This window comes from Pseudomonas sp. YL2 (assembly GCF_023063025.1).
In the GTDB taxonomy this organism is placed as follows: Bacteria; Pseudomonadota; Gammaproteobacteria; order Pseudomonadales; family Pseudomonadaceae; genus Aquipseudomonas; species Aquipseudomonas putida_A.
This window is the reverse complement of the sequence record NZ_JAJSLU010000005.1, coordinates 43,658-70,303: the sequence shown is the minus strand read 5'-3', so window position 1 is coordinate 70,303 and position 26,646 is coordinate 43,658. Positions and strand designations below refer to the sequence as shown.

General features: G+C 61.1%; 22 protein-coding genes. 7 read left to right on the top strand and 15 right to left on the bottom strand.

What is annotated here, in order from left to right; all coding sequences use genetic code 11:
• Positions 1 to 284 precede the first annotated feature (284 nt).
• The 10 genes from LVD08_RS09545 to LVD08_RS09500 all read right to left on the bottom strand — a co-directional run bounded on the left by LVD08_RS09545 (position 285) and on the right by LVD08_RS09500 (position 14,320).
• On the bottom strand, positions 285 to 3,311 hold the full coding sequence (locus tag LVD08_RS09545; RefSeq protein ID WP_247268014.1) for a multidrug efflux RND transporter permease subunit: 3,027 nt from the start codon (positions 3,309 to 3,311) through the stop codon (positions 285 to 287).
• A 13-nt stretch (positions 3,312 to 3,324) separates the two neighbouring features.
• The gene (locus LVD08_RS09540) at positions 3,325 to 4,473 is read right to left on the bottom strand and encodes an efflux RND transporter periplasmic adaptor subunit (protein ID WP_096795128.1); all 1,149 of its coding nucleotides are present in this window, start codon (positions 4,471 to 4,473) and stop codon (positions 3,325 to 3,327) included.
• A gap of 225 nt (positions 4,474 to 4,698) precedes the next feature.
• Entirely contained in the window at positions 4,699 to 5,799 is a 1,101-nt protein-coding gene (locus LVD08_RS09535) for a DUF1513 domain-containing protein (protein ID WP_247268013.1), read from the bottom strand.
• Between the two features lie 14 nt (positions 5,800 to 5,813).
• Positions 5,814 to 6,878, bottom strand: coding sequence for an imelysin family protein (locus tag LVD08_RS09530; protein WP_134787218.1), 1,065 nt, complete (start codon positions 6,876 to 6,878; stop codon positions 5,814 to 5,816).
• Between the two features lie 26 nt (positions 6,879 to 6,904).
• A complete protein-coding gene (locus LVD08_RS09525; RefSeq protein WP_247268012.1) occupies positions 6,905 to 8,332 on the bottom strand; it encodes a di-heme oxidoreductase family protein in 1,428 nt (475 codons plus the stop codon).
• A gap of 316 nt (positions 8,333 to 8,648) precedes the next feature.
• Positions 8,649 to 9,992, bottom strand: coding sequence for an imelysin family protein (locus LVD08_RS09520; protein WP_134787216.1), 1,344 nt, complete (start codon positions 9,990 to 9,992; stop codon positions 8,649 to 8,651).
• A gap of 139 nt (positions 9,993 to 10,131) precedes the next feature.
• Positions 10,132 to 12,183: a putative bifunctional diguanylate cyclase/phosphodiesterase gene (locus tag LVD08_RS09515; RefSeq protein ID WP_096795124.1), complete on the bottom strand. Its 2,052-nt coding sequence runs from the start codon at positions 12,181 to 12,183 to the stop codon at positions 10,132 to 10,134.
• Between the two features lie 354 nt (positions 12,184 to 12,537).
• Entirely contained in the window at positions 12,538 to 13,134 is a 597-nt protein-coding gene (locus LVD08_RS09510) for a superoxide dismutase (RefSeq protein ID WP_003227660.1), read from the bottom strand.
• Between the two features lie 176 nt (positions 13,135 to 13,310).
• Entirely contained in the window at positions 13,311 to 13,913 is a 603-nt protein-coding gene (locus LVD08_RS09505; RefSeq protein ID WP_027612476.1) for a LysE/ArgO family amino acid transporter, read from the bottom strand.
• A 5-nt stretch (positions 13,914 to 13,918) separates the two neighbouring features.
• Positions 13,919 to 14,320: an ACT domain-containing protein gene (locus LVD08_RS09500; RefSeq protein ID WP_027612477.1), complete on the bottom strand. Its 402-nt coding sequence runs from the start codon at positions 14,318 to 14,320 to the stop codon at positions 13,919 to 13,921.
• 96 nt (positions 14,321 to 14,416) lie between these two features.
• Between LVD08_RS09500 and LVD08_RS09495 the strand changes: the two genes are divergently transcribed.
• The 4 genes from LVD08_RS09495 (at position 14,417) to LVD08_RS09480 (ending at position 18,413) form a co-directional block, all read left to right on the top strand.
• On the top strand, positions 14,417 to 15,310 hold the full coding sequence (locus tag LVD08_RS09495; protein WP_103367388.1) for a LysR family transcriptional regulator ArgP: 894 nt from the start codon (positions 14,417 to 14,419) through the stop codon (positions 15,308 to 15,310).
• Between the two features lie 53 nt (positions 15,311 to 15,363).
• Positions 15,364 to 16,356, top strand: a complete 993-nt coding sequence (locus LVD08_RS09490; protein WP_247268011.1) for an NAD-dependent epimerase/dehydratase family protein — start codon at positions 15,364 to 15,366, stop codon at positions 16,354 to 16,356.
• A 116-nt stretch (positions 16,357 to 16,472) separates the two neighbouring features.
• Positions 16,473 to 17,330: an ATPase gene (locus LVD08_RS09485; RefSeq protein ID WP_247268010.1), complete on the top strand. Its 858-nt coding sequence runs from the start codon at positions 16,473 to 16,475 to the stop codon at positions 17,328 to 17,330.
• 234 nt (positions 17,331 to 17,564) lie between these two features.
• Complete coding sequence (locus LVD08_RS09480; protein ID WP_247268009.1) at positions 17,565 to 18,413, top strand: cache domain-containing protein; 849 nt, start codon at positions 17,565 to 17,567, stop codon at positions 18,411 to 18,413.
• 125 nt (positions 18,414 to 18,538) lie between these two features.
• Here the strand turns inward: LVD08_RS09480 and LVD08_RS09475 are convergent, their stop codons facing one another.
• Both LVD08_RS09475 and pobA read right to left on the bottom strand, forming a co-directional pair.
• Positions 18,539 to 20,056 (bottom strand): MDR family MFS transporter, encoded by a 1,518-nt coding sequence (locus tag LVD08_RS09475; protein WP_247268008.1) that lies wholly within the window; start codon positions 20,054 to 20,056, stop codon positions 18,539 to 18,541.
• 79 nt (positions 20,057 to 20,135) lie between these two features.
• Entirely contained in the window at positions 20,136 to 21,329 is a 1,194-nt protein-coding gene (gene pobA, locus LVD08_RS09470; RefSeq protein WP_247268007.1) for a 4-hydroxybenzoate 3-monooxygenase, read from the bottom strand.
• Positions 21,330 to 21,506: 177 nt separating this feature from the next.
• On the opposite strand from pobA, the gene LVD08_RS09465 reads away from it, so the two are divergent.
• Positions 21,507 to 22,391, top strand: a complete 885-nt coding sequence (locus tag LVD08_RS09465; protein ID WP_247268006.1) for a helix-turn-helix domain-containing protein — start codon at positions 21,507 to 21,509, stop codon at positions 22,389 to 22,391.
• A 124-nt stretch (positions 22,392 to 22,515) separates the two neighbouring features.
• Here LVD08_RS09465 and LVD08_RS09460 read toward each other — a convergent pair whose 3' ends face one another.
• Together LVD08_RS09460 and LVD08_RS09455 are read right to left on the bottom strand one after the other, a co-directional pair.
• Complete coding sequence (locus LVD08_RS09460; RefSeq protein ID WP_007964044.1) at positions 22,516 to 22,692, bottom strand: hypothetical protein; 177 nt, start codon at positions 22,690 to 22,692, stop codon at positions 22,516 to 22,518.
• A 200-nt stretch (positions 22,693 to 22,892) separates the two neighbouring features.
• Positions 22,893 to 23,798, bottom strand: coding sequence for a LysR family transcriptional regulator (locus LVD08_RS09455; protein ID WP_247268005.1), 906 nt, complete (start codon positions 23,796 to 23,798; stop codon positions 22,893 to 22,895).
• Positions 23,799 to 23,912: 114 nt separating this feature from the next.
• On the opposite strand from LVD08_RS09455, the gene LVD08_RS09450 reads away from it, so the two are divergent.
• On the top strand, positions 23,913 to 24,791 hold the full coding sequence (locus tag LVD08_RS09450) for an MBL fold metallo-hydrolase (protein ID WP_247268004.1): 879 nt from the start codon (positions 23,913 to 23,915) through the stop codon (positions 24,789 to 24,791).
• Positions 24,792 to 24,836: 45 nt separating this feature from the next.
• A complete protein-coding gene (locus LVD08_RS09445; RefSeq protein ID WP_247268003.1) occupies positions 24,837 to 25,451 on the top strand; it encodes an NAD(P)-dependent oxidoreductase in 615 nt (204 codons plus the stop codon).
• A gap of 123 nt (positions 25,452 to 25,574) precedes the next feature.
• Here LVD08_RS09445 and LVD08_RS09440 read toward each other — a convergent pair whose 3' ends face one another.
• Entirely contained in the window at positions 25,575 to 26,456 is an 882-nt protein-coding gene (locus LVD08_RS09440) for a LysR substrate-binding domain-containing protein (protein WP_183784042.1), read from the bottom strand.
• Between the last annotated feature and the right edge of the window lie 190 nt (positions 26,457 to 26,646).

The window sequence follows — 26,646 nt, the reverse complement described above, 5'->3', positions numbered from 1 at the left end:
AGGGGACTGTGGTGGATGAAGGATTGGGGGGCTTGCCGCGATCAAGGGTGGGAGTGGGCTTGCTCACGAAGAGGCCGGCACATTCAGCACTGCTGTTGACTGACCTGACGCTTTCGCGAGCAAGCCCGCTCCCACAGGGGACTGTGGTGGATGAAGGATTGGGGGCTTGCCGCGATCAAGGGTGGGAGTGGGCTTGCTCACGAAGGGGCCGGCACATTCAGCATTGCTGTTGACTGACCTGGCGCTTTCGCGAGCAAGCCCGCTCCCACAAAGGTAAATCGCTGTTATTTCGGATCGGGTTTCGCCAATAGGGTGTAGATGCACGGCAGCACAAACAGCGTAAACAACGTCCCGATCGACATCCCCGTTGCAATCACGGTGCCGATATCAAACCGGCTCACGGCGCCCGCACCGGTCGCCAGAATCAACGGCACCATGCCGAACACCATCGCCGCCGTGGTCATCAACACCGGGCGCAAGCGGATTGCCGCCGCTTCCTCGACCGCTTCGCGCGCGGTCAGGCCCTTGTCCTTGCGCAGCTGGTTGGCGAACTCGACGATCAGGATCCCGTGCTTGCTGATCAGCCCGATCAGGGTCACCAGTCCGACCTGGGTGTAGATGTTCATGCTCGACCAGCCAAGGAACAGCGGAATCAACGCACCACAGATCGACAGCGGCACCGTCACCAGAATCACCAGCGGATCACGGAAGCTCTCGAACTGCGCCGCCAGCACCAGGAAAATGATCGCCAGCGCCAGGGCGAAGGTTACCCACAGTGCGCTGCCTTCCTGCACGTACTGGCGCGAGGCGCCGCCATAGTCGAAGGCAAACCCGGCAGGCGCTTCTTCCCGGGCGATCTGCAGCACGGTGTCGATGGCCTCGCCCATGCTGACCAGCGGGAATCCGGAAATCTTCGCCGCGTTGAGTTGCTGGAACTGGTTGAGCTGGCGCGGTCGCGCCCGGTCGCTGACCTTGATCAGGGTCGACAGCGGCAGCAGCTCGCCTTGGGTGTTCTTCACGTAGTAGTTGTTCAGCCAGCCGGGGTTTTCGCGGTACGGTCGCTCGACCTGGGCAATCACCTTGTAACTGCGGCCTTCGATGGTGAAACGGTTGATTTCCGCCTCGCCCAGCAGCGTCGCCAGGGTGCCGCCCAGGTCGAGCATCGACACGCCCATCTGCGCGGCTTTGGCACGGTCGATATCGACCACCACTTCCGGTTTGTCGAACGCCAGGTCGAGGTCGACGAAGGCGAACTTGCCGGACTCCATGGCGCGTTTCTTGATCCGGTCGGCCACTTGCAACAGCAACTCGTAGTCGTTGGCGGTATTGACCACAAACTCGAACGGCAAACCTTCACCGGTGCCGGGCAAGGAGGGCAGGTTGAAACCGAAAATCTGCAGGCCGGGGATACTCGCCAGTTTGCCTTGCACCTCGGGCAGGATCTGCATCTGCGTGCGACTGCGTTCGTTCCACGGCTTGAGCAGGAAGCCACCGATGCCCGCCTGCACGCCGTTGTAGCCGTTGATCTGGAACGAGGAGTAGTACTCCGGAAACTCCTTGAAGATCTTGATGAATTCGTCGGTGTAAGTGCTCAGGTAATCGAGGTTGGTCGGCTGGGGGGCCGTGGCCATCATGAAGATGATGCCCTGATCCTCGTCCGGCGCCAGTTCCGACTTGGTGAACTTGAGAAACACCGGGATCAGGCACAACACGATCACCGCGAACACCAGCACCACCGGCCGCGTGTTCAATGTGCCGTGAAGCGTGCTCTGGTAGCGGCGCTTGAGACCGTCGAAAATGCGGTCGAGGCGGTGCGCCAGGCCACTGGGGTTTTCTTCGTGGCGCAACAGCAGGGCGCACATCATCGGCGACAGGGTCAGGGCGACGATCCCGGAGATCACCACGGCGCCGGCCAGGGTCAGGGCGAATTCCTTGAACAAGGCCCCGGTCAGCCCGGTGAGGAAGCCGATCGGCGCATACACCGCCGCCAGGGTGATGGTCATCGACACCACCGGCATGGCGATTTCCCGCGCACCTTCCAGTGCGGCTTCCAGCGGCGTCTTGCCTTCCTCGATGTGTCGGTGAATGTTCTCCACCACCACAATCGCGTCATCTACCACCAGACCGATGGCCAGCACCATCGCCAGCAGGGTCAGCAAGTTGATCGAATAGCCCATCATCTGCATGAAGAACATCACGCCGATCATCGACAGCGGGATGGTCACCACCGGGATCACCACCGAGCGCAACGCGCCGAGGAACAGGAACACCACGACGATCACGATCAGCACCGCTTCAAACAGGGTTTTCACCACTTCGTCGATCGAGGCCTGAATGAACTGGGTGGCGTCGTAGGCAATCTCGCTCTTGAGGTTGGGCGGCAACTGCGCTTCCAGCTCCGGCATCAGCTTGCGTACTTCCTTGATCACGTCCAGCGGGTTGGCCCCCGGTGTGGCCTTGATGCCGATGTACACCGACGGCGTGCCGCCGAACGAGCTGATCGAGTCGTAGTTTTCCGCGCCCATCTCGACCCGCGCGACATCGCTGAGCAGCACGCGGCTGTCGCCATTGACCTTGAGCGGAATCGCCGCGAAGGCTTCGGCGGATTTCAGTTCGGTGTTGGCGTTGATGCTGGTGACCACATATTCGCCCTTCACCTCGCCAGCGGCGGAGAGGAAGTTGTACTGGCGCACCGCGTTGGTCACGTCGCTGGCGCTGAGGCCGAAACCGGCGAGCTTCACCGGGTCGAGCCACAGGCGCATGGCGAATACCTGATTACCGAGAATCTCCGCTTCGGCCATACCCGGCAGGGTCGCCAGTTTCGGCTGGATCACCCGCGACAGGTAGTCGGTGATCTGCGGGTTGCTCAAGTCCTTGCTGAAGAAACTGATGTACATCAGCGCCGAGGCGTCGGCCGATTCCTTGCTCAGCACCGGGTCTTCGGCGTCCTGTGGCAGCTTGTTCTTGACCTCGTTGGCCTTGGCCAGCAGTTCGGTGAACAAACGGTCGGTGTTGGAACCGATGCGCGCGTAGATCGAGATCACCGAGAAGTTCTGGCGACTGACCGAGGTCATGTAGTCGATGCCCTCGGCGCTGGCCAGGCTCTGCTGCATCGGTTGAGTGATGTAGCCCTGAATGGTCTCGGCGTTGGCCCCGGGGTAGGCGGTGGTCACCGTGATCAGGGCGTTTTCCATTTGCGGATATTGGCGCAGCGGCAGCTTGCTCCAGGCCTGGAAACCCAGCAGCACAATCAGCAGGCTGACCACGGTGGCGAGCACCGGGCGGCGGATGAACGGATCGGTAAAGGCCATGGGGATTCCTTGATCAGTCGGCGCGAGGCGGACTGTTCTGCTCGCCGAGGGTCTTGTCGTCGCTGATGGCAATGTGTGCGCCGTTGTCCAGTTTGATCTGGCCGGCAGTTACCACTTGTTCGCCGCTCTGTACGCCCTTGTTGATCATCACCAAACCATCGCGGCGCTCACCGGTCTCGATGAAGCGACGTTCGGCGATCAGTACCGGTTGGCCCTTGTCGTCTTTTTCGACGCTGCCGTCCTCGGCCTTCTTTTGCCCGACCACGTACAGCGAGTTGCCGTAGAGGGTGTAGGTGATCGCGCTTTCCGGTACCACGATGTGTTTCTGCGGGTCGGGCAGCAACACGTTGAGGCTGGCGAACATCCCCGGCAGCAATTTGCCGTCGGGGTTGGCCAAGGTCGCGCGCACCAGAATATTGCGTGTGGTGCTCTCGACAATCGGGTTGATCGCACTGATGGCGCCGGGGAAGTTCTGCCCAGGATAGGCTGCGACACCGATCTGCACCGGTTGCCCGATGGCTAGTTTCGGCACCGATTGCTCCGGCACATAGAAATCGGCGTAGAGGCTGCTCAGATCCTGCAGGGTGGCGATTTTGCTGCCGCTGGCGAGGTAGTCGCCGACATCCACCTGACGGATGCCGATGGTGCCGCTGAACGGCGCAAGGATGCGTTTTTTCGCCAGCGAAGCGTTGAGCTGATTGACCGTGGCCTTGTTCTTTTGCAACACGGCGGAGAGACGGTCGTACTCGCCTTTGGAGATCGCGCGGCTATCGACCAGTTGACTGCCACGACCGAAATCCAGTTGCGCCAGTCCCAGGTCAGCCTTGGCGGTTTCCAGCAGGGCGGTCTCGACCGCGCTGTCGAGTTGCAGCAGTGGCTGCCCGGCCTTGACCTTCTGTCCGGATTCGAATTTGAGCTCGGTGACGGTGCCGGCGACTTCCAGACTCAGCTCGACGCCTTGCAAGGCCTTCAGTGAGCCGACGGTGGGCAGACGCATCTGCCACGGCTGTTCGCTGGCGCGGGCCACGGCGACGCTGATCGGCGGTTTCGGTTTGGAGAAGCCCTGGATCATGGTGTAGATCGAAAAGGCTTTGTACCCGCCCAATACCAGGACGACCAGCAAGACAACACCCAACATGATCAGCATGCGGCGACGCAGCATATTTCCAGTTCCTTGGATAAATCAGGTGAGACAGGCGGGCACATTACTCCGAGTCAGGTGGGGATTCCAACTGGCAGTTATTACAGTGAGGACGAATAAAACCCCTGTGGCGAGGGAGCTTGCTCCCGCTGGACTGCGCAGCAGTCCCATGCTTTTGAGTGAAAAAGCGGGTCCGCTTCGCGCCCCAGCGGGAGCAAGCTCCCTCGCCACAGTTACAGCGTTGATTCAGGCCATCAGGTGCAGATGGTTATCCCAGAGCCCCGCTGGCAATTCCAGCGGCTTGGCCAGCAGCTCATCCTGGCGGCAATCGTAGTAGCGGCAGCGGCCCTGACCCGAGGTCACGACGAAACCATCCTTCACCGCACCAACGCCGGCGCAATCGGGCAGCGGCGCGTCGAGGCGCACTTCGCCGCTGTCCAGGTCCCAGATGAAGAACCGGTTGCCACGCGGCGCGGTCAGCGCCACCAACCGCAGCTCGCTGTGCACTGCGACACTGGCGGTGTAGTGCCCCATCGATTGCAACTGATGCTCCGGCACCGGGAATGCCACGAAGGGCTGGCCCGGACGCTTGATCGCCAACAGTTCGGAACGCTCATGCGAGGCGCCCATGAACTGCTGGCCGGCGACGATGGTGCCGTCGCTGGCGATGCCCAGGTGGCGCACGCTGTTCATCTGCTGGGCGAGGGTTTCCTTGCTCAGCAACGTACCGTCGCGCTGCATCAGTACCAGGCTCGGTTCCATGGCGTTGAGGTTCATGTCGACGCGGCTTTCGGCTTCGGTGCGGATCCCGCCGTTGGCCACCACCAGGGTTTCGCCATCGGGCATCCACGACACCTGATGCGGGCCGAGGCCATGGGTGGAAATCTCGCCACTGTGCACCAGCCGCTCGCCTTCGAACTTGTACACCCCGAGCAGGCCACGCCCCGGATCCGTGGTGTCGTTCTCGGTGGCGTACAGGTATTCGCCGTCCTTGTGCACCACGGCGTGGCCGTAGAAATGCCGGTTCGGCTGCGAAGTCACGGTTTGCAGCAACGTCCCGTCGCGCAGGTCGATCAGGTAGCTCTCGGTGCCCGGGCGGCGGGCGACGAACAGCGCGATCGGCAGCATCGGGTGGTTGATGATGTCGTGGCAGCGCTGGCCGACTTCGGTGGCGAACACCCGAGTACCGTCCAGCCGATAACCGACGGCGTAATGCCTGCCGTCGGTGTCGTCGCGCGCCGAGAGCAACAGCGGGCTCTGATCCTTGCGCTTGAACAGCGTCCAGCCGCCCAGTGTCACTGCTCCCAGCAGCAAACTACCTAAAGTCAGAGCCTGGCGTCGCAGCATGGCACTTGCCCTCATCAGTCACCGTCGTTGGCGTTGAAGCCCAGTTGGATGCCCAGCGCCTTGGCCAGTTCGCCTTCGTGCAGGCGATGGACGACGTTGAGGCTGTCGTAGAGATCGTTGAGTTGTTGACGACCGGCGTCGTCCTGGAGCATTTCGGTCAGCGAGCGCTGGCTGCTGTCGAACAGTTTCAGCGACGCGGCGTAAGCGGCGTCGATCTTGTCCGCCAGTGGCTTCTGCTCGGCCGGCAACAGACCGCGCAGGCCTTTGTTGTCGACACCTTCCCAAACGGTTTTGGCTGCAGCGAGGCTGGCTTCCAGCGCGGTCAGCGACGACTGGCTGCGCCACGCATCGGCCTGGAACGGTTGCGGCACGCCTTTGCTCTGACGGCCCATCGGCGTGCCGAGTTTTTTCTTCAAGGTGTCGAGGGCGGTGACTTGCACACGCAGCAGATCGGCGATTGCTTCGTGGGAGTCAGCGTAGCGTTGGTTAGGGAATTTGCTCATTTGCGCGAGCATGCCGTCGGTGTTGTTCCAGCTCTGCAGAATCTCTTCGGCCAGTTGCTTCTGGCGCTCGCCGATGGCGATCAGCAGTGGGCAGTATTTGGCCTTCTGATCAGCGTTGGCGACGTCCGGTTTTTCATCGAACAGGATGTACTCGTAAGCCGACAGGCCCTGCACCACCACGCTGGATTTGGCCAGAGCGGCGGCGTCGATCTGCGGCTGGGCGACCACCAGTTGCTCGACCTGACGGCCGACGAGGTTTTTCTTGTCCGGCCAGAACTGCACCTGCCACGAACGGTTGCCCTCGGCCAATGGGCCGATCAGCAGCGGTTGCAGCTCGGCCCAGGCTTTCTGCGCGTGCAGGAAGTCGGCGCGAGCGGTTTCCAGGGTTTCCTTGCCTTGGCAGTAGGCGAGGGCGCTGACCGCCAGTTGCTTGTCGGCTTCGACCCAACGGGTGTAAGTCGGCAGGATCACCGATTTGGCGATGGCCGCCGACGTGACTGCTTGCGGGTCCTGCGGCGAACAGGCGCCGAGGGCGAGTGCGGCAAGGCTGGTGAACAACAACTTGGGACGGAACATGTCGGGCTCCCGATTCTTTTAAGTGTTTAAAGTGAGTTCAAGAACGCCAGCAGCGCAGCACGCTGCTCGGCGTTGAAAGACAAAACCTGTTGCTGCGCCTGCTGCGCTTCGCCGCCATGCCAGAGCACGGCTTCGAGCAGGTTGCGGGCGCGGCCGTCATGCAGAAACTGAGTGTGGCCACTGACTGCCTGCGTCAGACCGATGCCCCACAACGGCAGGGTGCGCCAGTCGCGGCCGGAGGCCTGGAATTCAGTGCGGTTGTCGGCCAGGCCGTCGCCCATGTCGTGCAGCAGCAGGTCGCTGTACGGGCGAATCACTTGATTGGCCAGTTCAGGTTCGGCGGCGTTGGCGGCGGTGGTGTATTTCGGTGTGTGGCAGGACTGGCAGCCAGCCTGGAAGAACAGATTCTTGCCGGCCAGCACTTGTTGGTCGTTGACGCCACGACGTGCCGGCACTGCGAGGTTGCGTGTGTAGAACAGCACCAGACGCAGGATGTTGTCGCTGACTTCCGGCTCGCCGTCCGGGCCATTGCCGTTCGGCGCCTGCTTGCACGCGGTTTGCGCGTCGGTGCAGTCATCGAAGGGTCTCAGGCTGGTGGTCAGGCCCATGTCTCCGGAAAACGCGTGGACATTCTGCTGATTGAGATTCGGTTGTCCGGCTTTCCAGCCGAATCGACCCATGACAGTTTTTTGCTGCGCGTCATCCCAGACCTGATTCGGTCGGCCGTTAATGCCGTTGTTCTCTTTGGCCTGCGCGGCGGCGTTGGCGAGGATCGCTTCTTCGGGAATAGCTTCGAGCAGGCCGAGGCCGATCATCGGCGGTGCGACGCGGGCCGAGAAACGCGTGTCCGGGTGCATCGGGCCGTAGCCCAACTGAGTGAATTGCAGAACCGGTTTGCGCAGCTCGACTTCGGTGCCGTCCTTGAAACGGATCGGCACCGGGGTGTACTCGACGCGCACCTTGCCTTCGGGCGTGACCCCGGGCACGGCCATGTCCTGGAACTGGCCGCCGTAGACCGGCTCGGGCACCACGCCGAGTTGCTCGATGACTTTGGCATAGGCCGGTGAATCAGGGATCGACAGACGCACCAGCATCGACACCGCGTTCGTCGCATCCGGCGCTGGCGGGTGTCCGCGACCGTCCTTTATGTGGCAGTTCTGGCAGGCGTTGGTGTTGAACAGCGGGCCGAGGCCATCGCGGGCGGTGGTGGTTGACGGGGCGATCACCCACGGACTGCGGAAGAAGCTGTTGCCGACACTGAAGTCGACCCGGCGCGACGGCGGCAGATTGGCCGAAGGCAACGAGAACGCATTCTGATCGGTCTTGCGCACAGTCGCCGCCCCGCCCGAACGCGCTTCACCGGGCTCAGCCTTGGTAAAACGCGGGGCGTCATCGCAGGCACTCAGGCCCAGGGCCAGAAACAGTGCGGACAAGCGAAGCGGCAGCGAGGGCATCAGACATCCTGCGGACGGGCGAAAACAAAGGCGCAAAGTCTAACAGGGCGAGTGAGTTTGAATAAGAGGAATTATCGTTTGCTTGATATGGCGCAAGCCTTGAAACTCATGCAAACCCTGTGGGAGCGAGCCTGCTCGCGAAAGCGGTGTCCGCCGCGCTGACGATGTTGCGCCAGATGACGCCTTCGCGAGCAGGCTCGCTCCCACAGGATTTGGTGGTGTACCTGATATCGAACACACCATGGAGCAGGGTTTTGTGTACGGCAGGCATGAAAAAGGCGACCCGGAGGTCGCCTTCTTGTGCAGTCAGCGTTGATCAGAACTCGTGATCAGCGTTGTCCGGGTTCAGGTCGCTGATGCCCAGCTTGCCGGCGGCGGCTTCGATCGAGCCGGTCTGCTTGACCAGTGCGGCGATGGCGTCACGCACGATCTGGTTGCCGGCGGTGTTGCCCGCAGCGATCAACTGGTCGTAGTGCTCACCCTTGTTGGCGTGATCGACCATGACCTGGATTTTCGCTTCGGTAGCGGCCAGATCGGCTTTCAGCGCGGTGTCGGCAGCCGGGTCGGCCTTGGCCACCAGCGACGACAGGCTGGCACCGGTCATTTTGGTGCCGTCGGTGCGGGTGTACTCGCCCAGGTACACGTTACGAATGCCTTTGGCATCGTAGAAGTGCGAGTTGTGGGTGTTGTCGCTGAAGCAATCCTGTTCGTCTTCCGGGGAGTTGGCTTCCAGGGAAACCTTCATGCGCTCGCCCGCCAGTTCGCCCAGGGACAGACTGCCCATGCCGAACAGCATCTTGCGCAGGCCGCTTTCAGCCGGCTCGGCTTCCAGAGTGGCGCGGTAGTTGTCAGCCACGTTCGGCTTCCAGTTGCCGACCATTTCTTCCAGGTCGCTGACCAGCAGTTGGGTCACGGCTTTGAGATAGGCACGGCGACGATCATTGTGACCGCCGGTGGCGCCAGCGCCTTCCAGGTAGTCCGAGGCCGGACGGTTGCCGGCGCCCGGGCCGGTGCCGTTCAGGTCCTGGCCCCAGAGCAGGAATTCGATGGCGTGGTAGCCGGTGGCGACGTTGGCTTCGGAACCGCCCAGCTCGTTGAGGCTGGCGAGTTTTTCCGGGGTGATGTCCTTCACGTCGACCTTGTCTTCGCCGACCTGCACTTCAGTGTTGGCGATGATGTTGGCGGTGGCGCCCGGGTTGCCCAGCGCGTGCTCGTAGGATTTGTCGACGTAGTCGATCAGGCCTTCGTCCAGCGGCCAGGCGTTCACCTGACCTTCCCAGTCGTCGATGATGGTGTTGCCGAAGCGGAACACTTCGCTCTGCAGGTAAGGCACGCGCGCAGCGACCCAGGCAGCCTTGGCGGCTTTCAGGGTGTCGGCGTTCGGCTTGGCGAGGAACGCGTCGACCGCGGTTTGCAGGGTTTTCGCAGTGGATTCGGCATCGCTGTAGACGGCGAAGACCATGTCGGCGTAGTGCGCGACCACAGCCTTGGCGGCGGCTTCATCGACTTTACCGGCAGCGGCAGGTGCTGGAGCGGCGGCGGTGCTGGCGGCCGGCGTCGGCGCGGCCGGGGCGGCAGCCTTGTCTTTGCCTTCGCCGCAACCGGCGAGGGAAATAGCGATGGCCAGCAGACTGGCGGTAGCCAGAGGCATACGAATCATGGCGAACATCCTGCTTCGGTAATGGAATGGACAGGGCACGGGGGTGCGCAAAGCTGCGACATAATGCAAATCTTTCGCATTATGTGTAAAGGGCTGTGGCTGGAAATATTTCTTGTTTAGCCGGTTGTTATGCGCGGCATCAAAGGATCGCCGCGTTGCTACGCTGCGCCTGCTTGAGGTAGGCCGTCAGCTCCCGGGCAGGCAGCGGCTTGCTGTAGTGGTAGCCCTGACCTTCGTGACAGCCTTCGGAGATGATGTAGGACTCTTGCTCGGCGGTTTCCACGCCTTCGGCGATCACCTGCATGCCCAGGCTCTTGCCCAGCTGGATGATCGCGCGAACGATGGTCGCATCATCGTCGTCATCCAGCAGATCCTGAACGAAGCTCTTATCGATCTTGATCTTGTCCAGCGGCAGGCTTTTCAGATAACTCAGTGATGAATAGCCGGTGCCGAAGTCGTCGATGGCGATCAGCGCCCCGGAACGACGCAGGCTCAGCAGATGCTGGGCGGCGGTGCTGATGTCTTCCATCAGGCCGGTTTCGGTGACTTCCAGCTCCAGGCTGCGCGGCGGCAGGCGGTAGATCTGCAGCAGGTTGTTGACCACCCGCGGCAACTCGGCGTGGTGCAGTTGCACGGTGGACAGGTTGACCGCCATGCGCAGATCGACGAAGCCCTGATCGTGCCATTCGCGCAATTGCTTGCAGGCCTGATCCAGCACCCATTCGCCGATGGCGATGATCGTGCCGTTCTGTTCGGCCAGCGGAATGAACAGGTCCGGCGGCACCAGACCGTGTTCCGGATGCTGCCAGCGAATCAGTGCTTCGACCCCGACCACGCGGTGATCGCGGTAGCTGATCTGCGGCTGATAGACGAGGTAGAACTGGTCGCGAATCAGCGCATCGCGCAGGTCTTTTTCCAGTTCGCGACGGCGACGCATCTCGCTGTCGACACTGGCGATGTAGAACTGATAGCGGTTGCGCGAGCGGGTCTTGGCCAGCGTCATGGTCTGCTCGGCCTTCTGCAACAGCTTCTCGGTGCTGTCGCCGTCCTCGGGGAACAGGGTGATGCCGATGGTCGCGCGCAGGCGGATTTCCTGATGGTCGAGGGCGAACGCCGCTTCCAGATCATCGAGGATGCTCTGCGCCAGCTCTGCCGCTTCGTAAGGCTGTTCGATATCGGCCTGCACCAGCGCGAACTGGTCGCCACCCAGACGGGCGAGGGCGCCGAGGCGACCGCTGTGGGCGCGCAGGCGGTCGGCCAGCGCCAGCAGCAACTGGTCGCCGGTCTGGTAGCTGAACTGCTCGTTGATTCCTTTGAAATCATCCAGCCCCACACACAACACCGCGACCCGGCGTTGCAGCTTGCCGGCGTCGACCAGAATCTTGTCCAGTTGCTGCTGCAATTGCTGGCGGTTCGGCAGGCCGGTGAGGAAGTCGTACTGGGCCATGCGCAGCAGGCTGTTTTCCGCTTCGTGGCGCAGGTGGGTGTTGCGTTCTATCGATTCGAGCAACTGGTTGGCGGTGTTGATCCAGATGCCGAGTTCATTCTTTTCATGACCCTTGAGCTGTGGAATCTTGTGCTCGCTGGGGCGATCGGGATTGATTTCGGTCAGGTGCTCGATGATCCGCGACAGCGGCTTGGTCAGCAGCCAGTGATAAACCAGATACAACACCAGGCCCATGGCCAGGGCGCGCAAGACGCCGGAAATGAAAATGATCACCGAACTGACGATGAAACTCTCGCCATAGGTGGCGGTGTCGAGGGTGATGCTCAGGTCGCCGTAATACTCGCTGTAGGGACCGCGACCGACCAATTGAGTGGTGAAGGTGCGTTCCTGACCGAGAATCAGGTCAGTCAGCCAGCGGCTGTTGGAGTGCTGCAACTCACGGGACTTCTGCGCGAGCATCGCTTCGTTGGGATGGCCGATGGAGGCCTGGCGCACGGCGTCGTCCTGGAACAGGCCTTCGATCACCTGCATGCCCATTTCCCGGTCCAAACTGTAGACCGCCTGAGTCGAGGGATCACGGAACATGTCGAGGATGCGCTGAGCGTCGCCGGCCACCGCCTGGCGGGTTTTATAGGCATCGAAAACGATCTGGGCGCAGCTCAAGACCACGCCGACGATCAATGCCGAAAGGAGCACGACCCGGAGCAACTTCACCGACAAGCTGTTCTTGAGTTCCAGCTTCAAAGGGTTATTCCTTGTTCCGTGCGGGTAGCGTCAAGTTGCCATGAGTATTGGCAATCCCGTGTTGGCAGTCAAAGGGACAATCAAGCCTCGGAACATTTGCCCGTGGCCTTGGCCGAAATACTGCTGTCTGGAGTCTCAGCTCTATTTGTACTGTGTCGGTAGTTTCGGCCCTCAACTTGAGCAGTCTGGAACAAATTTTCGCTGATTTGATGGTAGCCCGCTACGGCGCGGCGGCAAGAGGGCGAAGGCTGCTTTAGTTGTGGGAAAACGGCCTGAATGGAATTCGATGCGGTGCGGCATTCTTCGGGCATAAAAAAACCCGGCCATAGCCGGGTTTTTTATCTGGCGCGTAGCTTAAGCGGTGAAGGTTTTGCCTTCGAACTGCTCAGCGACGAACTTCCAGTTGACCAGGTTCCAGAACGCTTCAACGTACTTCGGACGCAGGTTGCGGTAGTCGATGTAGTAAGCGTGTTCCCAGACGTCGCAGGTCAGCAGCGGGGTGTCGCCGCTGGTCAGCGGGTTGCCGGCGCCGATGGTGCTGGCCAGGGCCAGAGAACCGTCAGCCTTTTTCACCAGCCAGCCCCAGCCGGAACCGAAGGTGCCGATCGAGGTTTTGCTGAACTCTTCCTTGAACTTGTCGAACGAACCGAAAGCCGCGTTGATGGCTTCAGCCAGTGCGCCGGTTGGTTGACCGCCGGCGTTTGGCGCCAGGCAGTTCCAGTAGAAAGTGTGGTTCCAGACCTGAGCGGCGTTGTTGAAGATGCCGCCCGAGGAAGTCTTGACGATCTCTTCCAGGGTCTTGCCTTCGAACTCGGTGCCTGGCACCAGGTTGTTCAGGTTCACGACATAGGTGTTGTGGTGCTTGTCGTGGTGAAATTCCAGGGTTTCCTTGGAAATGTGCGGCTGCAGGGCATCGTGTGCGTAAGGCAGCGGCGGCAATTCGAAAGCCATGATGATTCTCCTAATCAGGTCTGTTGCGGTGAGCGCAAGGCCGATCACGGGCGGCCAGAAATGCACCGACGAGTTTTTACTCTTTGCGGCGCAGGGTTCGGATCATAGCACCGGGGTCAAGGCTTAACCACGCAACAACTGTGTGGGATAGAGGTTCCAGAGCCTTTTGGAATAAATCAGTTGGCGATAATCAATTGGCCCGCCACGGTGAACATCATCACTGCCACCAGAAGATCAAGAATCCGCCAGGTACTCGGCCGAGCCAGCCACGGTGCAAGCCACGCGGCACCTAGCGCCAAGGTGAAAAACCACAGCAGCGACGCACTCGCGGCGCCCACGACATAAGCGCCCGGCACTGACTGTTGCGCACCGAGCGAGCCGATCAGCAATACCGTATCGAGATAAACGTGCGGATTGAGCAGCGTCACCGCCAGCGCGCTGAGCATCACCGCGCGCAACGAGCGTACGGTGTGGTTTTCACCCTGATCCAGACTCTGTTTCGAGAACGCCCTTCGCAGTGCCTGGCTGCCATACCAGATCAGAAAGACCGCGCCGCCCCAGCGTGCCACCGCGAGCAATGTCGGGTTCTGCGCCAACACGGTGGCCAAGCCAAACACCCCGGCTGCCACCAGCAGCGCATCGCACGCCACACACAGCGCTGCCACCGGCAGGTGATGTTCGCGGCGCAGACTCTGCGCCAGCACAAAAGCGTTCTGGGTGCCGATCGCCATGATCAGCCCCAAGGCCACCAGCAGGCCGTTCACATAGCTTTGCCACATAAGATTTACTCCGCGTTGGCTGCGAGATCGCGCAGCACGTGCATGGCACGCTCGGCGTCGGCCTGACCGACAAACAAATGGTCGTGGTAATAACCGGCGATCACGTTGCAACTGATTCCGGCCTTGCCCAGCGCGCTGGCGAACGCGGCGGTCAGGCCAACGGCTTCGAGCGCCGAATGCACATTGAGGGTGATCCACGCCGCCACATAATCAAAAGCGAACCCGGCACGTTCAGCCTGGGAGCGCTCCAGAATCACGGTCAGGCCTTCCTGCTCGCGGAAGCTGCCGACAATCTCCACACCGCTCGGCAACTGGCCGTCACGCAGGGTGCAGAACACGTACTCGCCGGCATTGAGCTGCGGGCTCATGCTGCGCAGCAGCGTCGTGAGAGAGGTTTCGCCAGCCATCGCCGTGTTCCTTGATAAAGAGTGCTTGCTGGCTATTCTCCGGTCGAAAGCGGTATAAGAAAAACCAATAGTGCTGATCGCTCATTAGGAAAACTGATGTTCGACTACAAATTGCTTTCCGCTCTGGCCGCCGTGGTCGAGCAGGCTGGATTCGAGCGCGCTGCGCAGGTGCTGGGCTTGTCGCAATCGGCGATTTCCCAGCGGATCAAATTGCTGGAAGCGCGGGTCGGCCAACCGGTGCTGGTACGCGGCACGCCGCCATCGCCGACCGAGATTGGCCGGCGCCTGCTCAACCATGTGCAGCAGGTGCGCCTGCTCGAACGTGACTTGCAGACCCTGGTGCCAGCGCTCGACGAAGAAGGCCTGCCGGAGCGTCTGCGCATCGCCCTCAACGCCGACAGCCTCGCCACCTGGTGGGCCGAAGCCGTGGGCGATTTCTGCGCCGAGCAGCATTTATTGCTGGATCTGGTGGTGGAGGATCAGACCGTCGGCCTCAAGCGCATGCGGGCCGGGGAAGTGGCGGCGTGTGTCTGCGCCAGCGAACGCCCGGTGGCCGGTGCGCGCAGCGTGTTGCTCGGGGCGATGCGCTATCGAGCGCTGGCCAGTCCGGCGTTTATCGAGCGGCATTTCCCCGACGGGGTGCGCGCCGAGCAGCTGCCGCGCACCCCGGCGCTGGTGTTCGGCCCGGACGATTTTCTCCAGCATCGCTACCTCGCATCGCTCGGTGTCGATGGTGGTTTCGAGCATCATTTGTGCCCGTCCTCCGAAGGTTTTGTGCGTCTGACCGAAGCCGGGTTTGGTTGGGGCCTGGTGCCGGAACTGCAAGTGCGCGATCAACTGCAACGCGGCGTATTGCGCGAACTGTTGCCAGATAAACCGATCGATGTGCCGTTGTACTGGCATCATTGGCGCAATGGCGGTCAGCTGCTGGCCTTGCTGACCGAGCAATTGCTACGTTCTTCACCGCGCTGGCTGGTGCCCTTGGGCTGACGGTCAGCGTCAAGACAGACGTATCAGGTAAACGAAAGACATCGGAGCGTTACATGAAAATTCTGGTCACCGGCGCAAGCGGCTTCATTGGCGGACGCTTTGCGCGTTTCGCTTTGGAGCAGGGCCTGGACGTGCGGGTCAACGGTCGCCGGGCCGAGAGCGTCGAACATCTGGTGCGCCGTGGCGCCGAGTTCGTCCCGGGCGATCTCACCGATGCAGATCTGGTGCGCGACCTCTGCGCCGACGTCGAAGCCGTGGTGCACTGCGCCGGTGCCGTCGGCTTGTGGGGGCGCTATCAGGACTTTCATCAGGGCAACGTGCAGGTCACCGAAAACGTCGTCGAAGCCTGCCTCAAGCAGCGCGTGCGGCGGCTGGTGCATCTGTCGTCGCCGTCGATCTATTTCGATGGCCGCGATCACCTCGGCCTGACCGAAGAGCAAGTGCCCAAGCGCTTCAAGCATCACTACGCGGCGACCAAATACCTGGCCGAGCAAAAGGTCTTTGGCGCACAGGAATTCGGTCTGGAAACCATCGCCCTGCGCCCGCGTTTCGTCACTGGCGCCGGCGACATGAGCATCTTCCCGCGCCTGCTGAACATGCAGCGCAAGGGGCGTCTGGCGATCATTGGCGACGGTCTGAACAAGGTCGACTTCACCAGCGTGCAGAACCTCAACGAAGCGCTGCTCAGTAGTCTGCTGGCAGCCGGTTCCGCGTTGGGCAAGGCCTACAACATCAGCAATGGCGCGCCGGTGCCGCTGTGGGATGTGGTCAATTATGTGATGCGCAAGATGGAAGTGCCGCAGGTCAGCAAATACCGCTCGTACGGTCTGGCCTACAGCGTTGCTGCGCTCAACGAAGGCGTGTGCAAACTCTGGCCGGGCCGCCCGGAGCCGACCCTCTCGGGGTTGGGCATGCAAGTCATGAAGAAAAATTTCACCCTCGACATCAGCCGCGCCCGGCATTATCTGGACTACGATCCGAAAGTCAGCCTGTGGTCGGCCCTCGACGAGTTCTGTGGCTGGTGGAAAGCTCAGGACATCCGTTGATACAAGTCGCCCGGCCGGCAATGAACCGCACTGCCGCTTGAGGGTCAATCCCTGCGGCTGCGGCGGTTATACTTCGCAGCATTTAGCCATCACCGCGTTCCACAAAGGTTGCCTCAATGTCCATGCGTAACGATGCCAACGACGATTTCGACGATGTACCGAGCCTGCGGGCCGACACCTTTGACGACGATGACATTCCGCCCTCCGCCCGCACCTCCGTGCACTCGCGCACGCCGCCGCCGGTGGTCAAGGTCAAGGCCGCGAGTACCGGGCCGCTGTGGGCACTGGTCGGCGCGTTGTTCTTCGCCTTCATCGGTCTGGCCTGGTGGAGCTTCCAGCAGATTTCGCTGATGGAGCAGCAATTGGTCGCGACCCAGGAAAGCTTTGCGCGCATCAGCGAGGAAGCGGCAGGGCGCCTGCAGGACATTTCCGGCAAGGTCGTCGCCAGCCAGAGCAACGTCAACAGCGACAGCGAAGCCTTGAAGCTGCAGATCAAACAGCTGGAAACCCAGTTGCTGGATCAGAGCAAACAGCAGCAAGGCGTGGTCGGTCAGACCAGCGATCTGGACAAGCGTCTGGCGCAGATGACCGCGCAGACCACCGAACAACAGAACGCCAATAGCCAGTTGCAGGCTCAGGTCAAAGCCTTGAGCGCCGAACTGGCGACCCTGAAAAGCGCCCCGGCCGACACCGGCAAGGTCGATGCGCAGCTCAAGAGTTATGACGCTCAACTGAAAAGCCTCGGCGCTGATATCGCTGCGCTGAAAAAGCAAGGCAATCCGAGCGCGGCGATCGAGCGTCTGGAGCAGGAAATCGTCGTTCTCAAGAGTGAACAGGACAACCGTCCGGCCGCTGCGCAGGGTGGCGGCAATACCGCCGAGTTCGACGCATTCCGCGGGCAGATGACCCGCAACCTCAACACCCTGCAGGCGCAGATCCAGAACCTGCAGCAGCAGATCAATGCCCGGCCATAGGGCCTGAGTCAGGATATCTTGTGGCGAGGGAGCTTGCTCCCGCTGGAGTGCGAAGCGCTCCCCTGCTTTCGTTCAGGTAGAGCGTATTTGCAGGTTTTGCGACTGCTTCGCAGCCGAGCGGGAGCAAGCTCCCTCGCCACAGGGAATGCGGCAACTTCTGGATTCATCTTCGACCTCCGTCCGACCCCAATCCGTCTACGCTCTTGAAACACCAACAAGAACGAGGGATGCGTTATGGGGTTTTTGCATAAAGTGGCGTGGCTCGGGGTGATGCTTTTTGTGGGGACGGGGCAGGTCAACGCCGCCACTACACAAAAGGACGACAGCAAGGCTGCCATCGCTTTGCTGGAAAAGGCTCTGGCCTATTACCACGACAATGGCGACAAGGCCTTCGCCGCGTTCAGCCGTCAGGGCGAGTTCGTCGACAAGGATCGCTACGTGTTCGTGGTCGACACCAAAGGCGTGATGCTCGCCAGCGGCGGGCCGTCCTCAGCCTTGATCGGCCGTGACGTCAGCGAAGTGCTTGCGCCGGATTTGCAGAAAGCCTTCAAGGACGCCTTGCTGGTGCCGGAAGGCAACGGCATTCAACAGGCCGAATACCGCTGGCAGAACTGGGCGGACGGCAAGGTCGAGCGCAAGCATGTCTACTATCAGCGCATCGGCCAGCGGATTCTGGCCGTCGGTTATTACCTGCCGCGTGCTTCAGCCGAGCAGGCCAAGGCACTTCTCGACAAGGCTGCAACCGATCTGGGAAAAAACGAGAAGGTCACGCTGACGGCCATCAACTCGCTCAAGGGCGGTTATCTGCAGGATGACCTGTATGTGTTCGTGGTCGATCTGGACACCCAACGCTACGTTGCCCACGGAACCAACCTGCGCTTGATCAACACCGATTTCAGCAAGATCAAGGACCCGGAAGGCAAACCGGTGGGCGAGCCGATTCTGGCGCTGATCGCCAAACAGGATGACGGCGAATACGAATATCGCTGGAAAAACCCGGTGACCGGCAAGGTCGAGGACAAGCATGCCTACCTGAAGAAGGTCGGGCATTTTCTGGTGGCGGTGGGTTACTACAGCCCCTGATTGAAACATTCGCTACTGTGGGAGGGGGCTTGCTCCCGAAAGCGGTATGTCATTCAACAAAGATGTTGGCTGATCCACCGCTTTCGGGAGCAAGCCCCCTCCCACAGGGTTTTAAGGTGTTGCTGTTATTTGGCGCCGTGCTCGCGCCCGCGCAGCAACTTGTTCGGCATCGCAATTGCCGCTGCCAGCCCCAGCAATGACACCGCGGTACTCACCCACAGCAGATGCCGGAACGTCACCGAAAGCTCGGCGCGCAAGGCGTTCTGCGCATCACCCGGTGCGGCGTTCAAACCGTCGAGCAGCACGTTGCCCGAATGCCCCTCGCTGATCAGCGAGTTGCTCGCCAGATGGGCAAAACTCGAATCCTGCAACAACGCCAGCAACAGCGCCGACATCAACGCCACACCCACTGCACCGCCCAGCGAACGGAACAGATTGGTGGTGCTGGTGGCGACGCCGATGTCGCGTTGCTCCACCGAGTTCTGCGTACCCACCAGTGAAGTCGGGAACTGCATGCCGCCGGCAATCCCGCTGAGCAGCATGAACAGGCTGCTGACCAGCGTCGCATCGGGTGGGCTGAACGCCATGCCGAGAATCGAGATCGGCATCAGCAGCGCGCCGGTCAGAATCTGTGGTTTGTAGCGACCGGTCACCGAAGTACGGCGTCCGGCGAAATAAGCGCCAATCGGCAGGCCCATCGCCAGCGGCAGCAAGTGCAACGCCGCCGCGTCGGCCCCGGCGCCGGTAACGCTCTGGAAGCGCAGCGGCATCAACACGATCAGCGAGATTGCCTGAAAACTGGTGAAGAAAATCGTGCACCAGCACAGCAACGCGTTGCGGTTGGTGAACAAGTGCATCGGCAGCAGCGGCTCACGCGCCCGGCGTTCATGCCACACGAACACCGCCAGCACCAGCACCGCGCAGGCGAACAAACCGAGCACTTCACTGCTGCGCCACGAATGACCCTGACCGACTTGGGTGATGGCCAGCAGCAGGGCGGTCAAACCGATGATCATCAACAGCGTGCCGAGGTAGTCGATGATCGGTTTGCGCTGCGGAATCGGCAGCCCGCGCAGATTGCGATTGGCAACCCACCAGGCGCCCAGTCCCAGTGGCAGATTGATCAGGAACACCCAGCGCCACGACAGGTATTCGGTCATGTAGCCGCCGAGCACTGGCCCGGCGACGCTGGCCACCGCGTACATGCTGCTGAAGTAACCCTGATAACGCCCGCGTTCGCGCGGCGGGACGATGTCGCCGATGATTGCCTGACTGACCGAAATCATCCCGCCGGCACCGATGCCCTGGAGAATCCGCGCCAGCACCAGTTGTTCCATGCTTTGCGCCATGCCGCAGAACAGCGAGGCGAGGGTGAACAGGCCCATGCCGAACAGCATCAGTTTGCGTCGCCCGTACAAATCGCCGAGTTTGCCGTAGATCGGCACGGCCACGGTCATTGCCACCATGTACCCGGAAATCACCCAGGCCAGCAGGCTGACGTCCTTGAACTGTGCGGAGATGGCGGGCATCGAGACGGCGACGATGGTCTGGTCCAGCGCGCCGAGAAAAATCGCCATCATCAACGCGACCAGCACGCTGCGAATGGCCGGTTTGGGCGTTTCAGGGTGATTGAGATTGGTCACGGGCGAGCCTGCGGGCAGTGATGGACCCGCACGGCCATTGCGCGCGGGTGGATGCTCGCCAGTGTAAGTCGATAGCAGGCTATTCGATAGCCTCGTACGGAAGTCCGACGTAATTTTCTGCAATGGTTTTTCGACCGGCTTCTGAACTGACAAAGTAGTCCAGTTCCGAGGCGCTGATCCGTTGGCTGAAATCATCATGCTCGTCGAAGCGGTGCAGCATCGAAGTCATCCACCAGGAGAAACGTTCGGCTTTCCATACCCGGCGCAGGCAGATTTCCGAGTATTTTTCCAGCAGATCGGTGCGCCCTTCGCGATAAACCTTCAGCAGAATTTTGAACAGCGTACTGACATCGCTGGCGGCCAGGTTCAGGCCCTTGGCGCCGGTGGGCGGTACAATGTGCGCGGCATCGCCGAGCAGAAACATCCGCCCGTACTGCATCGGCTCGACGACAAAACTGCGCAGCGGCGCGATGCTTTTTTCAATCGACGGGCCAGTCACCAGTTTCTCGGCAAGCGCGGCGGGCAGACGGGTTTTCAGCTCAGCCCAAAAGCGCTCGTCGGACCAGTCGGCGACGTTTTCCTCGGCCGGCACTTGCAGGTAATAACGGGTGCGGGTGGCCGAACGCATGCTACACAGGGCGAAGCCACGTTCATGGCGGGCATAGACCAGCTCTTCGTGCACCGGCGGGGTGTCGGCGAGAATCCCCAGCCAGCCGAACGGATAGACCCGTTCGAAGATCTTCAGGCAGTCCTCGGGAATCGACTGCCGGGCCACGCCATGAAAGCCGTCGCAACCGGCGATGTAATCGCAATCGACGCGCCAGGTTTCGCCGTCCTTTTCGAAGGTGACAAACGCCTCGTCGCTTTTCATACCGTGAGGAACGACATCGCTCACTTCATAAAACGACAGTGCGCCAGCCTCCCGACGAGCGGCCATCAGGTCGCGCGTGACTTCGGTCTGACCGTAAACCATGACGGTTTTGCCGCCGGTCAAACCCTGCAGATCGATGTGGGCCAGACGCCCATCCAGTGCCAGATCGAAGCCGGCGTGCACCAGCCCTTCGGCATCCATGCGCGCGCCTACGCCGGCCTGGCGCAACAGCTCTACCATGCCTTGTTCAAGCACGCCGGCGCGAATTCGTCCGAGGACATAGTCGGGTGTCTGGCGTTCGAGAATCAGGGTGTCGATGCCGGCGTTGTGCAGCAACTGACCGAGGAGCAATCCGGACGGACCGGCACCAATGATGGCGACTTGGGTTTTCAGCGTTTTCATTGTTTTTATGACTCGCAAGCTTCACGCGACAGAAGGCGGTGAATGATTTTTATGGATCGAGTGCTTGCATTTTTCCCTTGCGGGTCTGTCAATTGAAGGTGAAAACTGAGCCGATACCTGTACATTCTGCCAATCGGTGCGATTATCGCCCGCAACTTCGAGGCCTGGATTGAAGTGATGAACAAGCCTGCCCTGCCTTCGATTCCGGTGTTCAAGCTCTACGGTGAAAGCCTGGACTGGCCGACCCCTGACTTGCTGCACTGTGAAACCATTTCCAAACGCAGCCGCGAACATCAATGGGAAATCAAACCCCACCGCCACGCCGATTTGTGCCAGTTGCTCTTCGTCTTCAAAGGTCAGGCAGAGCTTGAAATCGAAGGTCAACGCACGCAACTCAACCAACCCGCGATTCAAGTCCTGCCACCGTTGTCGGTGCATGGCTTTCGCTTTTCCGAGGACGTCGAAGGATTCGTCGTCACCCTCGCCAATCCGCTGATCAATCACCTGCAGGCGCAACTGGGCAGTTCGGTGCACGCACTGGCCCAGGCCGAGCACTACCCGGCGGGCAAGGACGCGGAGTACCTGAACAGTCTGTTTTCAGCGTTGCAGGCCGAGTACAACGGCCATCAACCCGCGCGGGAAATGCTCATGCATTCGCTGGTCAGCGTAATCATGGTCTGGGTCAGCCGTCAGGCGCTCGTGCGCCATAACGCCAGCCAGCGGCCGCAACGCCAGCGCGAATACCTCAACGGGTTCATTCAATTGGTGGAGGAGACGTACCGCCAGCATGTGAAGGTCGAAGACCTCGCCCATCGCCTGGGGATTTCGGTATCACACCTCAACGGCACCTGCCGCGAACTGGCTGGGCAGCCGGCGCTGCAGATCATGCACGAACGCCAGTTGCTGGAAGCCAAACGTTTGCTGACCTACACCAGCATGACCATTTATGAGATGTCGGAGTTGTTGGGGTTTTCCGATCCGACCAACTTCACGCGCCTGTTCCGGCGCCGGGTGGGCATTTCGCCAAAGGCGTTTCGTGACCGGCTGAAGGCCGATCAGTGAGGTGAACACATCCCTTTGTAGGAGTGAGCCTGCTCGCGATAGCGGTGTGTCAGTCACCTGCAATATTGGTCATGACGACGCTATCGCGAGCAGGCTCACTCCTACAGGGTTCGCTTGAGCTACATCAGCGCAATGCATTAAGCGTCGCGTTATGCGGAATGCAACGCTCGAAATTGCAGCTCGCATACTCGCGCGGCAGTTGTCGCAGTTGCTCGACCCGCCAGGCCGCGGTGCCGTACAGCGCCAGCGTGGCAGCGCAGGTGATGAAAATCGCGAAGTACCTTCTTGTTCTGATGTTCATGGCGTAGACCTCTGAACGCATACCCTGCGGTATTACTTTCAGCATAGGTCAGCGGCATAGAGTTGCCAGCCACGGATTCGGCCTATGTGACATCCCCCTGTGGGAGCGGGCTTGCTCGCGAAGGCGTGGTGTCAGTCGATGACAATCCAGACTGATACACCGCCTTCGCGAGCAAGCCCGCTCCCACAGGGGCATCGGATTTACAGGCCCATATCCCATTCGGGATTTTCCGGGAATCGTTCGACGAGAAAATCCAGCATGCTGCGCAACGCCGCCGGCATGTGCTTGCGTGAGGCGTACACCGCGTAGATGTTCATCTGCCGTGGCTCGGCATCCGGCAGCAGGCGCACCAGTTCACCGGCATGCACATGCACCCCGGCCTGATAGGTCGGCAGCATCGCCACGCCCGCACCGGCCAGGGTTGCGCGCAGCAGGGTGCTGGCCTCGTTGGCGCTGATGTTGCCCTGCACCGGCACCGACACGGGCTCGCCGTCCTCCTCGAAATGCCACAGGCTCTTGCCGAAGTAGGAGTGGGTCAGGCAGTTGTGTCGGCTCAGGTCCTCGACCCGTTGCGGTGGCGGGTTGTCACGCAGGTAGGCCGGTGCGGCGCAGACCACCGAACGGCACACGGTCAGGCGCCGGGCGATCAGGTTCGGATCGAGGTCATTGCTGGTGCGGATCGCCAGATCGATGCGCTCATCCACCAGATTCACCGTGCGGTCGAGCATCTGCAGATCGATGCTGACCCCGGGGTAACGTTTGACGTACGCCGCCATCGCATCGGCCAGTTGCGCCTGACCGAACGACGTACTGACACTGATGCGCAGCAATCCTCGCGGTGCATCGTGTGGTTCACTGACTGCCGCCTGCATATCCGTCGAGAGTTCGAGCATCTGCCGGCAGCGCGGCAGGATTTCACTGCCGGCGGCGGTCAGGCTCAATTTACGTGTGGTGCGGTGCATCAGGCGCGCGCCGACCCAGTCTTCCAGCTCCGCCAGATAACGCGACACCACCGGCCGTGACAGGTCCAGATGATCGGCCGCCGCCGACTGGCTGCCCAGATCGACCACTGTGACAAACACCCGCATTGCTTGAAGACGATCCATGATTTGCCCGCTTTCAGAAACAAACTATGTCCAAGCATCGCATTTTTTGTACCGAGTCAGGCAACTAAGCTCTGTCCCATCGCCAAACACGGCATTCGGACCACGGAGCAACAGATGATCGGCTTCACTACCCTCAAGCGCGTTTTGCTGGCCACCGCCACCCTCGGTTTCGCGGCCCACGCCGCTGCCGCCAATCTGACCCTGGATGTCTATAACCCAGGCACCAACGCGATTTTTCCGGTGACTTCGGTGCTGGTCAGCGGCGAGAAAGACGCGATTCTGGTCGATGCACAATTCGGCAAGGCCCAGGCCGAGCAGGTGGTGGAAAAGATCCGCGCCAGCGGCAAGCACCTGACCACCATTTACATCAGCCACGGTGACCCGGATTACTACTTCGGCCTCGACACCCTGACCCAGGCTTTCCCCGACGCCGAAGTGCTGGCCTCGCAGCCGACCGTGGATCACATCAACAAAACCGTCGCCGGCAAACTCGCCTTCTGGGGCCCGAAAATGGGCGCCGACGTACCGGCCAAAACCATCGTGCCGGGCGTGCTCAAGGGCGACAGCCTGATGCTCGAAGGGCAGAAGTTGCGGGTGGTCGGTCTTGAAGGCAAACAACCGGATCGCAGCTTCGTGTGGATTCCGTCGCTCAAGGCTGTGGTCGGTGGCGTCGTGGTCGCCGAGAACATTCATGTGTGGATGGCTGATACCCAGACCGCGCAATCCCACGCCGACTGGCTGCAAACCCTGCACTCGATCGAAACCCTGAAGCCGAAAACCGTGGTGCCGGGTCACTACCTGGGCGAGAGCAGCCGCTCGCTGGCCAGCGTGAAATTCACCGCCGACTACATTAAGGCTTTCGACGAAGAAACCGCCAAGGCCAAGGATTCCGCCGCACTGATCAAGGCCATGCACAAGCGCTACCCGAAACTCGGCGAAGAAAGCTCGCTGGAACTGAGCGCCAAAGTCGCCAAGGGCGAGATGAAGTGGTAACCCGATTCTGAAAACGCAGCACTCTCAAGCCAACTGGAGAATGTCATGAGCAAGATCGCAATCATTGGTGCCACCGGCCGTGCCGGTAGCCAACTGCTGGAAGAAGCCCTGCGTCGCGGGCATAGCGTCACTGCCATCGCCCGCGACACCTCGAAGATCGGCTCACGTGCCGGTGTGGTCAGCAAGAATGTCGATGTGCTGGATTCGGCGGCGCTGCAAGCGGCAGTGGCCGGTCACGACGTGGTGATCAGCGCCGCGCATTTCGCTACAGTACCGGCCAGTGCCGTGGTCGGCCCGGTGAAGCAGGCGGGCGTGAAGCGTCTGCTGGTGGTCGGCGGTGCCGGTTCGCTGTTGCTGCCGGACGACACCCGAGTGATCGACAGCGCCGGTTTCCCGGCCGAGTACAAAGCCGAGGCCAGTGCTGGCGCAGCGTTTCTCGATGCCTTGCGTTCGGAGCAGGAACTGGACTGGACCTTCCTCTCGCCATCGGCAGAGTTCGTCGAAGGTGAGCGCACCGGCACCTTCCGCGTTGGCAAGGATCATTTGCTGTTCAGTGCTGAAGGTCGCAGCTGGATCACTTTCGCCGATTACGCGATTGCGCTGATTGACGAAGTGGAAACGCCGAAGCATTCGCGTCAGCGGTTTACGGTCGGGTATTAAGCAACGACGCAGACAAAATGTGGGAGCGGGCTTGCTCGCGAATGCAGTGTGTCAGTCACTTAAAATGTCGCTGACACTCCGCTTTCGCGAGCAAGCCCGCTCCCACAGGGGGATCTGTGTACTTCAGCGGGTATGCGCCTGCTCCACCAGCCAGATCATCAATTCCTCCAATTGCGGCGACGCCTCGCCGCCTTGTGGCATCACCACGTAGTAGCCCAGCCCCGTTTTCACCTTCAGCTCAAACGGCATCACCAGCCGTCCGGCGCGCAGGTCATCGCCGATCAGCGACCAGTCGCCAATCGCCACACCCGTCCCATGCGACGCCATCGACATCGCCTGATCCAGCGTCTCGAAATGCTGCCCCATGTTGACGTTGCTCAATTGCAATTCGGCGGCGGTCAGCCACACCGTCCAGTCCTGGGTGTCGCGAGTCGGGTGCAGCAGCAGATGCTGTTGCAGGTCGGCCGGTTCGCTCAGCGCCGGTGGGCCTTTCAATAATGCTGGCGAGCAGACCGGTGTCAGCTGTTCATCAAACAGATGCAGCGCGGTCGAGGAGTTGTCCGGCGGCGTGCCGTAGATCACCGCCGCATCGAATTGCTCGCGCTGAAAGTCGACGCCATGGGCCAGTGTAGTGGTCAGTTTGACCGGCACGTCCGGGCGTTCCTTTTGCCATTGCAGCAGGCGCGGCACCAGCCAGCGCATCACGCAGCTGGGCGCCTTGAGTTGCAGGGTTTGCCGCTTGCGACCGATCTGCTCGGTGGCCTCGCTGATCAGGCCGAAGATCTTTTCCACCCGTGGCAGCCATTCGCGTCCTTCGGCGGTCAGTTCCAGGCCTCGGGCCAGACGGATGAACAACTCATACCCCAGATGAGCTTCCAGCCCGGCAATCTGCCGGCTCACCGCGCCCTGAGTGATGTGCAACTGCTCGGCCGCCCGGGTGAAGTTGCAGCACTGCGCAGTAATCAGAAACGTGTGCAGGGCGGGCAGGGGAGGCAGTCGTTTCATGTGGATCCAAGGTATGACGTGAGGACATGGCTAGTATGACTTTTAATCGATTGTTGCCGCTACCTGCCGCCCGTTCAATGAACCCATTCCACGGACTCTTGTGGGAGCGGGGTTGCGCGCGGGGGGGGGGGGTGCCTCCCCCCCTTGGTGGGTGGGACCCCCCCCCTCCCCGCGGGCCCCCCCCCCCCCC